The 11,311-nt window shown below is 47.6% G+C and carries 9 protein-coding genes; 1 reads left to right on the top strand and 8 read right to left on the bottom strand.

Features of this window, described 5'->3' with window-relative positions; genetic code table 11:
• Position 1: 1 nt before the first annotated feature.
• The 8 genes from QZN53_RS08660 to QZN53_RS08625 form a co-directional block, all read right to left on the bottom strand.
• Positions 2 to 280, bottom strand: a complete 279-nt coding sequence (locus tag QZN53_RS08660) for a hypothetical protein (RefSeq protein WP_163438616.1) — start codon at positions 278 to 280, stop codon at positions 2 to 4.
• A gap of 171 nt (positions 281 to 451) precedes the next feature.
• Positions 452 to 1,207, bottom strand: a complete 756-nt coding sequence (locus QZN53_RS08655) for a geranylgeranylglyceryl/heptaprenylglyceryl phosphate synthase (protein WP_163438615.1) — start codon at positions 1,205 to 1,207, stop codon at positions 452 to 454.
• Between the two features lie 138 nt (positions 1,208 to 1,345).
• Positions 1,346 to 3,349 (bottom strand): FISUMP domain-containing protein, encoded by a 2,004-nt coding sequence (locus tag QZN53_RS08650; protein WP_163438614.1) that lies wholly within the window; start codon positions 3,347 to 3,349, stop codon positions 1,346 to 1,348.
• 9 nt (positions 3,350 to 3,358) lie between these two features.
• Positions 3,359 to 4,189, bottom strand: a complete 831-nt coding sequence (locus QZN53_RS08645; RefSeq protein WP_163438613.1) for a TIGR02147 family protein — start codon at positions 4,187 to 4,189, stop codon at positions 3,359 to 3,361.
• A 259-nt stretch (positions 4,190 to 4,448) separates the two neighbouring features.
• Positions 4,449 to 6,356, bottom strand: coding sequence for an FISUMP domain-containing protein (locus tag QZN53_RS08640; protein ID WP_163438612.1), 1,908 nt, complete (start codon positions 6,354 to 6,356; stop codon positions 4,449 to 4,451).
• A gap of 9 nt (positions 6,357 to 6,365) precedes the next feature.
• Positions 6,366 to 7,199, bottom strand: coding sequence for a TIGR02147 family protein (locus QZN53_RS08635; protein WP_163438611.1), 834 nt, complete (start codon positions 7,197 to 7,199; stop codon positions 6,366 to 6,368).
• 288 nt (positions 7,200 to 7,487) lie between these two features.
• Positions 7,488 to 9,050, bottom strand: a complete 1,563-nt coding sequence (locus tag QZN53_RS08630; protein WP_163438610.1) for an FISUMP domain-containing protein — start codon at positions 9,048 to 9,050, stop codon at positions 7,488 to 7,490.
• Positions 9,051 to 9,059: 9 nt separating this feature from the next.
• Positions 9,060 to 9,893, bottom strand: coding sequence for a TIGR02147 family protein (locus QZN53_RS08625; protein WP_163438609.1), 834 nt, complete (start codon positions 9,891 to 9,893; stop codon positions 9,060 to 9,062).
• Positions 9,894 to 10,150: 257 nt separating this feature from the next.
• Between QZN53_RS08625 and QZN53_RS08620 the strand changes: the two genes are divergently transcribed.
• Entirely contained in the window at positions 10,151 to 11,137 is a 987-nt protein-coding gene (locus tag QZN53_RS08620) for a GSCFA domain-containing protein (RefSeq protein ID WP_163438608.1), read from the top strand.
• Positions 11,138 to 11,311: the final 174 nt, after the last annotated feature.

Raw genomic sequence — 11,311 nt, 5'->3', positions numbered from 1 at the left:
ATCACTTGTCCGAATCGTCGGACTTTTTACCAAAGGCTCGTTCCTCGGCATCTTCGATTTCATGACGGCGGCGTTCCGCCATTTCCTGTTTCTTGATAAAGAAATGGATAATGGCACCCGTAGCGTAGCAGGCCACGCCAGTATAGAACAACGGATTGATCGAATGGCCCTCAAGTCCAGGGAACATATTCAACACAATGCTATGCCCGAAAAGCATCAAAAGCACCAGCACAAAGCCCAGCGCACGGAGCACATAAGTCACAATCACGATTTTTTTCATAGATACCTCAAAACTGCACCAAAACGGTACATTCCTTCTAACAGAAAAATACACAAATATTTGAGTAAAGGAAAAAGGTTATACAGAAAAAGCGCTGAAAACAGCGCTACAAATTAAGAAAGAATTATTCATCACAGCACATCGTCAAACAAAGGCTTAAAAGCGAGGCGTCTATCCCTTCACATGGATAGCGGAAGCAAATTCAGCCAACAGCTTCGGATCTTCGACCTTTTCCCAAAGCGTGCCGGTCACGATGATGTTCGCGCCAGCAGCCACGCGCATAGCGGCAGTCTGCGGGTCCTTGATTCCACCACCGGTAATGATGGTCATTTCGGTCGCCTTGCGGGTGTAGGCAATGTGTTCCACCGGCACGGGTTCTTCGGCACCGCTACCGGCTTCCAGGTACACATAGCGCATGCCCATGAGTTCGGCGGCAATGGAGTTCACCATGCTGAGTTTGGGCTTGTTGGCGGGCACCGGCATGGTACCGCTAATATATTCGACCGTAGTACGCTTGCCGCTGTTGATCAGCTGGTAGGCCGTCGGAATCGCATCCATGTTCAAGGCACGCACCAGGGCTCCACCACGGACCTGCTCGTCGATCAGGTAATTCGGGTTACGGCCGCTCACGAGCGTCATAAAGAGCATGGCATCAAAGCCGGGCACCACCTGAGAGGCTCCACCCGGGAACAGCACCACAGGCAAGTCCACATTGGCCTTGAGGGCAGCCACCTGCTTGGGCAGCGTAAAGTTACCCAGGTAAGAACCGCCCACCAACAAAAGGTCGGCACCATTTTCGGCGGCCATAGCACCCGCCTTCACAAAGGCAGCTTCGTCAGACGTATCGGGGTCCAACAGCACGGCAAAAAGCGCGCCGCGTTTTTCGATTTCGGCATTCAAACGAAGTTCAGTCTTCCCAGGTTTCATACAATTCCTTTTCTTGCGTCTACTCCGCAAGATACCATAAAGATACATTATTTGTTTCCTCCATGCCACAAAAATTACAAAGAAGGCGGGCCTAAGCCCACCTTCTCGTTCACCTCCTGTTCTCAACCACCCAATTCCCTATTCGGTTTTGACACAGCGTACGATATACGGATCAAAGACATAGTTATAGTCTGAAGCGGTCATATAGATTAAAGAACTTTCGCTAATTTGCATACCGCTGATTCTGGTAATAATTCCAGGTCTCGTGTCAGAAAGTTCGGTAACCGGCTTCAATTCAAAATTCGGAACTCCTATATAATCGCGAATGGGAGAGACAAAAGTCCACATATCTTCGACATCGAACGCTCGCAGTTCATTCTTCATTCCAAAACCGGTAGCATATTCGTCAAGAAGAACTCTGCCCACCTTCGAAGAGTCTATATCATACTGCTCTTCCATATACCCAATCAGCGTTGCCCAATCCTTCACATTGGGGAGTCGGAAACCATCCGGGCAAATGCCCTGGAACGACGAAGGATCATATTCAGGCAACAACTCCGTATAGTTCCAGCTTGCTGCATCCAGGCCACCATTTGCATCCATAATGGAGTCGCACGGTCCTTGACCCACCGCAGCCCCCCAAAGATTCGGCAGGCAATCAAAACCGTCTTCCAGGTTACAGAAAATAGGATTCTCCGCCGCAATGCTATCGCTCATTATCCTAAGCGCGTTTGTGCAAAATTCAGGCATGATGACGGTATCGCCCTTCGAGTTGACCAGCAGTATCTTTACAGAATCAATGTTAACATTCGCTGCGGCTTCCCACTTGTACTCACGACTACTCCATTCGCAAGACTTTTCTTCCTTGTAAGAGCAAATCGAACGATCAGCCAAATCAGCCTTCAAGGAATCGCCCGTCGCAGAGACCTTACCCGTATAGTCCAAGTCTTCAGCCATCCAGGTGTACGACACTCCACCGATGTTGTAAGTTACCGTCTTGTAAGTTTTACCGTCGCGGCTATCAACCAGAGTACCCTTGACATGTTCAACCTTTTTATATCCCGGAACCCATTTACCCGAGCGACAAACGTAGGCAAACGTATTGTAGTAGCTCATATTTTCATCATAGAACATTTCCCCTTCTCTCTCTTCTGTACACTGCCCCTTTTTCAAATAATGCGCCAAATAGGCAGTCTTGTACTCAATCATCTTCATCGTATTCTTGTATAACGATTCCATTTCTTTCCCTAATTTGGGAAATACATCTGGCGAAGCAAACCAATACTGGTCAATCAGATTTTGCAAAACAAACTCATCGTTAAGCCAAGCTCTTCCGCCCGCTTTTCCGTATTCCAGCGCAATCTGACCTACATAAGCCAGATCGGAATCGACATTGTTGTCCGCTTCTTCAAAGGCGCCCAAATTTTCATAAACACCAAACCATTCCAGGACACTCTTTTCGGCAAGCGTATTCGCCTCGTCAAAAGAAAGACCTTCTGCAACATTCTTGCGCAGCACCGGCGCCTTAAAGTGCGTCAGGATGTTCACACTAATATTTTTCGTCTTCCGCAAATCGACTATGGCACTCAATGTTCTCGAGTATTTCGCATCGGGGGCCACATCGACATAATAATATTGTCTGAAATAGTCCATTCCTTTTTCGATGCAATTTTCGCTTTTACATGAATCCTGCACCGATATCAGCACGTACGGGCTGTTAAGCGACAAATCTTCAAACGAGAAACTTCCACTAGAATCCGAAAGCGTACCGACAAAGTATTGCCCCGTAGTATCAAGCGAAGCAGAATCCAGCTCAAACACCGTAATCATGGTCCCTTTCGCAAAGACCACATTGCGGCCACTTGTCGAAGAAAATACGTTTCCGCTCTCGTCGGCCAAGTTCATCACTCGCGGGAAAACGTTGCCGATTTTCCCCGCAAATGTGAAGTTCCCAAGCGAAGCCTGTGCGCTAGTCTCTTCGGCAGACCCGCCCATCGGTATTCCAGGAGTACTTTCCACCTTTGAAATCGTATTTCCTTCGTCAGTAGAGCACCCTGTTATCATCAGGAACGTAAGTACAGCAGCCGTAAAAAGCGCTGCAAACGCGAAATCTACGAATTCACCTATTTTAAGATTTTTCATGTTATCCTCCTAACCCTTTTTAACACTCTTGTTTGTCAGCGGGAAAAACTGCATGTTCAGGCGGTACACTTCGTCTGTCGCAGAATCCCTGGTTGCGATTGCGATTACCTTCTTACGGCATTCGGCAATCACCTGCACAATTTCATCATAAGCTTCGTGCGTAACACCAAGCGTCACACCCGAAAAATGCCGTTTCTCTTGCGAAACACCCTCAATTGCGTCAAGGGCGAACTCGCCCATTTGGCGGTGCATGCCACGAACGGCGACAGGCGTCACCTCCATAGGGCCCGTCGTCACCGACTTTTCGGTTTGCGTGTAGTTACCTGCACCGTCTTTTTGAAGCAGACCCGCCTTGACCAAGAAATTCAAGGTTTCGCTCACCTCGGCCGCCGTTATTTTTTCGCGGCAGGCATGGGCAAGGGCCAAGGGCTTTGCCCCCGGCATGGCAGGCGCCAATTCGCGAATGACCGGATTTTTCCAGTCACTGAAAAAGCGGAACGAATCGCCTTCCAGAACTTTGGCCTTATGCGCCTCGGCAATCAAAATCATCTTGCCATAAGCAGCCTTCTTTTCGGCATCCGTTTTCGCATGGTCAAACTTGACCAGCTCCACAAAGAAATCGCACTCGTAGTCCGCAAGATTCATGGCAGTAGCTACGCGCGCAGCAGTAGCTTCGCCCAAGTTATAGCGGCCTTCACTTACGTATTTCAGGAAAATCGACGAGGAAAACCCTGCCAAAGAAGCGAACTCCTGCCAAGTAAACACAGACTTCGCCTTTCGTTCGGCGTAGTAATCCGCGATATACTGGCGATAGCTCGTGTATTCAAGTATATCTCTCATTTATCCTCCTCTTAACCCCCCGGTTAAGCACATCCTAAATATATACAACGTTTTTTAAAAAGTCAATAGTTTTATGACATAAATTTTAAGTTTTTCAGCAAATTTTAAACACTTTTGAGAATCTATTCAAAAATCGCAATATTTTACGACATAAAATCTCTTTCGTTTACTTTAGCGCCGAGCGGACGTTGTTCGTATATATGTAAAGAAGGCGAGCCAAAGCCCGCCTTCTCGTTCCTCCTAACCGCCAAATTCGCTATCAGTCCTTCACACAGCGGACGAAACCCGTTGTAGCCGGTCCATAAGCATGTCTAAGCGTATAATAACGGAGCGCCATTATACTCCCAACCTCCATCCCGGGGAACATAATACTCCCAAACACCTTCGCGTTCGTAGAATAGTCATATTCCGGATTACGGGAATTTTCAGGCAACAACGTCGGTGCAAACAGATAATTCAACGTTCTAGTCGTGATTCTATACGCACCATAGATTCCGCGTATATCGCCCAACAGATCAAAGCCGAATCCTGTCGGATTACCATAACTCGACCGCAAAAGATTTATTTCTTTTCCCGGTTCAACACCGAAGCGATCCCTCAGGAACGAGAACAACGCATTCCAATCCTCGTATCGAGCCACATGCCAGCCATCAGGACACATGTTAAAATCTAAGACATCCAGCGAATCGGCAATCAAGTCCCACTTCACATTCTCGGGATCTTCACTGTAGTCGGCATCTTCTTCGAACAGATAGCCACACTCTTCCCTTGCCCATTTCTGAGCCGTTTCAATCAAAGACAAGGTGTCAGGATTTTCCTCCGCCGTTAGGGATTCGGCCAAATATTCATCTGTTTTTACCGAAACGCAACCCTCTTCCGTGGTGAACTTAAAGTACGTAGAATCCAACATAGACAAGAACGAATATAAGCGACCATAGGCACAATAAGACTTCTCGCCTTTGAACGTCTCTTCCTTATAGCATTCCGAACCTTCCGCCTCATACTTCAGGTTTTCAGCCATCCAAGTTTGCGACGTTCCACCCAAATCGAGAGTCACCGTCTTGTACACCTTGCCGTCGCGGAAGTCCGTCATCGTCCCAAATGTGTGATTGACGACAACGCCTCCCCTTTTCCGAGGGACAAAATCCCAAGAGCCAGACAGGCACTCCAGCTCAAAGAAATCGCCCGAAATATCGGCAAATGTTCCCTCCTTCTCGACCGAGCACGTTCCATGGCCAAATACAGCCGCCAGCAGGTTTGCATAATAGAATTTCTTCTGCAGGCATTCCTGGTAATACAGGGCCGAGCTATCGCCGAGCCTTTCGAAAGCAATGGAGGGGAATTCCAAAATAGCGAAAACACGCTGGCCCTCTATCGATTCTTCAAGCGCTCTTTTTGTCGAATCCGACAATCCTGCAACTGAACCTGTCGCACCAAACTCCTGTCCAATTTTTTCCAGAAGAGCATACGGAACCCCTTCACTCAAGGCAGCCTGCCGCACGGCCGGCGACTCGTCAAACGCAAATGCACTCATGATTTCTGATTTAGCCTGCGTTTTCGCCGCGGCAAATGACGAGCCGGAAGCGACAAGATTCATGATTCGGTAATACGCCAAATGCGACATCGCGTCAATAGCATAATAACCCGAATCACGTATGTCCACAATCATCTTGAGCGACACATCCCCCGCAACAGCCTCTATCAAGACTACGGGGCTTTTCAACGTGATATTTTTAAACCGGAAAGATCCGGCAGCCACCCCCTCGTCACAGGGATTGACCACTTCTCCGGTCAAAGTATCCGGCTCCATTGTACAGATACTGGTCGTAAAGGACGTATCGTTCAGCGATTCCAAGGTCACAGTATCCAATTCTGACAAACGAGCCTCGCCTCCATACAGGAAAACACTCGGCGGAGCAGACACAGCAATTTCATCTGAGCTGATCTGACCTTCAAGCGCAGGCGCATAATAAGCACGCCCCCTTAAAGAGATATTTTCGTACGCGATGACATTCGGCTCTTCCGATGAGCCGCCCATCTCCGGCCCTGGAGTCGAATCCACCTTTGAAATGGTATTTCCATTGTCAGTGGAGCAGGCCGCGAACATCAAGGCGAGCGGCATCGCCATTTTACAGACAAACTGCATTGCCATTTTTGAGTAATTCATGATATCCTCCTAACCCTTTTTTGTACCGTTTTTATTTGTCATGGGGAAAAACTGGATGTTCAGGCGGTACACCTCATCCGTTTCAGTTTCCCTAGTGGCAATTTCAACAACACGCTTGCGGAAGGCATCGATTTCTCTGACGATTTCATCGTAAGCGCTTTGCGTAATGCCCAAGGTCACGCCAGAAAAGCGGCGTTCATTTTGCGGCACGCCTTCGATTGCATCGAGAGCGAGTTCGCCCATTTGACGGTGCAGGCCGCGAATCACGGCGGGAGTCACTTCCATGGGTCCGGCCGTAATCGACCTGTCCGTCTGAACGTAATTGCCGTTCTCGTCTTTCTGGAGCATGTTCGCCTTAATCAGAAAGTTCAGCGATTCGCTCACTTCGGCAGCGGTAATTTTGGGGCGACACGCTTTTGCAAGTGCCAGCGGTTTTGCCCCCGGCATGGCAGGAGCCAGTTCGCGAAGCACGGGATTTTTCCAGCTGTCAAAATAGCGGAACGCATCAGCCTCAATCACTTTCGCCTTGCGACTTTCCGCCATCGTCACCAACTTCTGGAAAGATTCCTTTTTGGCCATGTCCGTCTTGGCATGGTCAAAGCGAACCATCTCGCGGAAAAAGTCAAGGTCGCTACCGGACAAGTGCATTGCCGCGGCAACACGATCAACAGCCGCATCGCTCAAGTTGAAGCGACCCTCGCTCACATATTTTAGGTAGACTGGCGAAGAAAATCCCGCCGCAGAAGCAAACTCCGGCCAAGTAAACGCAGATTTCGCCTTTTTGTCGGCGTAATAGTCCGCGATATACTGACGATAGCTCGTATATTCAAGTATATCTTTCATTTGTCCTCCTCTTAACCCCCCGAAAACTCGGCCCAAGCTAAGTACACTCTAAATATAAACAACGAAATTTAAAAAGTCAATAGTTTTTACAATAAATTTTTCATTATTTTTCAAGAATTTAAGCATTTTTAAAAATTTTGTATAAAAAACCACAATTTTATACAATAAATGGCAAATACCAAAATAACGTTGAGCGAAGGCAACTGGCAAAAAAAAGAAGGAGGGCACAAAGCCCGCCTTCCGTTCCTCCTTTCCCCATTCGGCCTCCTAACCGATTCTCACGACCATTTAATTCTTTACGCAGCGAACACGCATGACGTGATTTACGATATCTTCACCAAGAATCCATTTTCCATCATCATCAATTTCAAGCGCGTTATACCAACGACCTCCAAAGTCAAATTCTTCAAACGCGCGATCCGGCTTAACGGCGTAAGTAACCCAGTCGTTCACAGCACTACTATCAACCATCACCCCAAACCCAGCAGCGAACAAATACACCCCCAAATCATAGTATACATCAAACTTTTCTTCAACAAACTTCATAAGATTCCACCAATCATAACCATTCGGAAGATGCCAACCATCGGGACATATACCTTGGTAATAGCCCTTCTCGGCCTCAACAGAATCCATGACAGCATAGACTATATCATAATCGGTGCGGCCTAACGAATCCGTGATATTCCCATCAATGTTCATCACCTCGGCAAACAGATAGTTCCCTGCGCCTTCGCCGTACATCAGATTTTCACCCATCCAAGTCTGCATTTTACCATTGATGATATACGTTACCGTCTTGTACGTTTTTCCGTCACGGGCATCTGTCAAGGAATCGGCGACATAGTCAACGGATTTAACAACAATATCCCACTTTTCATCGGAGCACTTGAAATTGAAAACGACTTTTTCATTCCTGAAGACATGGCCGTCATTACGGTAATCGCAATCATCCAACCCGAGCAAAATCACGGCAAAGTTAACGTAGATTTCCTTTTTCAAAGAGGTATCTCTCGGGAAACCATGAACCTCGTTTATAATCATATAGTTCAAGCTCTGAAGCGTCCAATAAATAAAGCGATCACTTACAGAAGAGGCCACACGGCTCAAGCTGCCCTCTTCGCCCAGTTGTTCCGCAACCTCGTCAAGTTCTCCATAACTTAACAAGTCCAAAAATTCTTCAAACATATCAATTGCCATCACGCCTTCGGCGACTTCAGTCGTTTTAATCGTTTCAAAATCGACCTTGTACATTCCAAAGGCATCCAACACATCGCGCCCCGCTTGCAGTCTAGCTTTAGCAATGGACATTCCCGACTGAACCAAATAACGCAAGCGATAGCCTTCCAGACACGTCAACTTGTTAATCTCAATATCTTTCGTCTCACGCAAATCAACAACGGCAGTCAACCCGGTCAGTTCCGCCAACCGTTTTCCGTACCCGTTGAACTGATCCGGACTCACTTCCAGCAAAATATACGGGCTATTCAAAGAAACGCTATCGAAGCGGAACTCGCCTCGCGGATTAAGAAGATATCCCAAATGAACGGCTCCAACCGTATCAAACGTTACAGAATCCAGTTCATACATTCTTACGGCAGACGTCTTGTAGCTCAATTCGCTATCCGAGTACTTGTTTGCCGAATCAAGCAGCGCGGGCAACTCCGTTACACGCCCCCTTATCGTAACATTGTCATACAGCGCAGCTATCCCCGTTTCTTCCGAGGCGCCACCCATTTCAGTCACCTGCGGCTCATTCTTTACGGGCGAATGCACGCCCTCTTCCGTTGAGCAACCCGCCAGCAGCAAGAACGCCAGCACCATTAATTTTCCGGCCTTAGTAAGTTTCATGTTGTCCTCCTAACCCTTTTTATTTTCGTTTTTGTTCGTCATCGGGAAAAACTGGATATTCAAGCGATACACTTCATCCGTTTCGCTTTCCCTTGTGGCAATTTCAATAATTTTCTTGCGGAATGCATTGATTTCCGCGACAATTTCGTCGTAGGCATCTTGCGTAATTCCCAACGTCACACCAGAAAAATGGCGTTTATCTTGAGGCACGCCTTCGATAGTCTCAAGCGCGATTTCACCCATCTGGCGATGCAAACCGCGAACAGCAACAGGCGTCACCTCCATGGGTCCCGTCGTCACCACTTTATCAGTCTGTTTGTAGTTGCCCTCTTCGTCTTTCTGCAAAAGGTCCGCCTTCACCAAAAAGTTCAGCGATTCGCTCACTTCGGCAGCACTAATCTTGGGGCGGCAAGCATGCGCAAGCGCCAAGGGTTTTGCCCCCGGCATAGAGGGAGCAAGTTCGCGAAGCACGGGATTTTTCCAGCTATCGAAATAACGGAAAGCGTCAGCCTCGATGATTTTAGCTTTGCGGCTTTCAGCCATCGTCATCAATTTCTGGAATGAGTCCTTTTTCGCCTTGTCCGTCTTGGCGTGATCAAAGCGTACCATCTCGCGGAAATATTCCCGTTCAAAATCGGAAAGGTTCATGGCAGAAGAGACACGTTCTACGGCCGCTTCGCTCAAGTTGAACCTTCCTTCGCTCACATATTTCAGATAGACAGGCGACGAGAACCCCGCCGCCCTAGCAAAATCGTGCCAAGAAATCGCGGATTTCGCCTTCTTGTCGGCATAATAATCTGCGATATACCGGCGGTAATCCGTATATGTCAGAATGTCTTTCACCTATTCCTCCTGTCCGGCCCCCAATTAAAGCCGCATCGTCAGGTGCACCGGACAAGCAAGAATATACAACATAACTTTCAAAAAGACCAGTATTTCACAATACATTTTATTGATTTTTATCAAAATTATAAGCTTTCACAAATTCTACACAAAAATCAGACAATTTCCACAATACAAAATAATTCAACACCGCAATCCCATCAAAATGCCGTTCGGCATTTCTAACCCATGTGGCTTTTTCTATTTAAATTTGTCGCATGAACTTTTTCACGAAAATCGACATTCCCGCAGCAGACTTTAAAATCGACTACACAAGCCATTTGGCATTTTTCGGATCGTGCTTTGCGGATAACATTTCGGCGCAATTCGCAGAACGAAAATTCCATGTTCTAGTAAACCCATTCGGCACTGTCTACAACCCGGTATCTTTGGCAAGCCAGATCAAGGCAATTGCCGACGGGAAAGTTTTCGGAGAAGAAGATGTTTTTCAAGACACGCGATGCGACAGACTTTGGCATTGCTGGGATGCACACAGTTCACTTTCTGGCACGACAAAAGAAGAATGCCTTGAGAAACTGAATGCCGCGACGGCGCAAGCCCGTGAATTCATGCAGAAGACAAACGTCATCTTTATCACGCTCGGCACTGCATTCGTTTACTATTTAAAGGACCGCGTTAAGCCCGTATCGAATTGTCACCGGCAAGATCCGAAAATGTTCACGCGCCGAATGATTTCGGTCGACGAGGCAACTCAAGCGATCCGCGATACCATCACAAGTATTCGCCAACTGAATCAAAATGTACACATCGTCTTTACCGTGTCGCCGATCAGGCACCTAGGCGACGGAGCGCACGGCAACAACCTTTCCAAGGCAACGGTATTACTCGGCATAGAAAGAGCTATCGAAGAGATTGCCGCGTCGCCTTCGGCTCCTCGCAATGACGCAGTTACATATTTCCCGAGCTACGAAATCGTGATTGACGAACTGCGCGACTACCGCTTCTACGACAGCGACATGGTTCATTTGTCCGAAACCGCCGAGGAATACATCTTTGAGCGTATGGTCGAAACTTACTGCGACTGCGCCACCCACGAGAACATGGCGAAAGTGGAAAAGTTCCTGAAAATGGCCAACCACCGTATTCAAGACGAGAGTTCCCCCGCCACACAGGAACTCAAGAAGAAACTTGCAACGCAAGCGGCAGAACTTGAAAAGCAAATCGCGGGATTGAAGTTAGGCTAAAAAAATTTGCGTTAGCAAAATCGAATCAGTGTGGACTTTTATTCTTTCTAACACGCATCAAAGGAGATGCCGGCATCCCCGTTCCGAGGACCATATCCTCTGTGTGGCTCGGCACTTTAGTGCCGCTACCAATTTATTATGACAACACAGCCACCGATGTAACTTGGCTTCATA

Origin of the sequence: uncultured Fibrobacter sp., assembly GCF_900316465.1 — a bacterium.
Taxonomy (GTDB): Bacteria; Fibrobacterota; Fibrobacteria; order Fibrobacterales; family Fibrobacteraceae; genus Fibrobacter.
This window is presented reverse-complemented; position numbering and strand designations above follow the sequence as displayed.

Bases quoted from the DNA above. Each gene is read 5' to 3' on its own strand.
- QZN53_RS08660 (WP_163438616.1), bottom strand. From the start codon at position 280: ATGAAAAAAATCGTGATTGTGACTTATGTGCTCCGTGCGCTGGGCTTT.
- QZN53_RS08655 (WP_163438615.1), bottom strand. From the start codon at position 1,207: ATGAAACCTGGGAAGACTGAACTTCGTTTGAATGCCGAAATCGAAAAA.
- QZN53_RS08650 (WP_163438614.1), bottom strand. From the start codon at position 3,349: ATGAAAAATCTTAAAATAGGTGAATTCGTAGATTTCGCGTTTGCAGCG.
- QZN53_RS08645 (WP_163438613.1), bottom strand. From the start codon at position 4,189: ATGAGAGATATACTTGAATACACGAGCTATCGCCAGTATATCGCGGAT.
- QZN53_RS08640 (WP_163438612.1), bottom strand. From the start codon at position 6,356: ATGAATTACTCAAAAATGGCAATGCAGTTTGTCTGTAAAATGGCGATG.
- QZN53_RS08635 (WP_163438611.1), bottom strand. From the start codon at position 7,199: ATGAAAGATATACTTGAATATACGAGCTATCGTCAGTATATCGCGGAC.
- QZN53_RS08630 (WP_163438610.1), bottom strand. From the start codon at position 9,050: ATGAAACTTACTAAGGCCGGAAAATTAATGGTGCTGGCGTTCTTGCTG.
- QZN53_RS08620 (WP_163438608.1), top strand. From the start codon at position 10,151: ATGAACTTTTTCACGAAAATCGACATTCCCGCAGCAGACTTTAAAATC.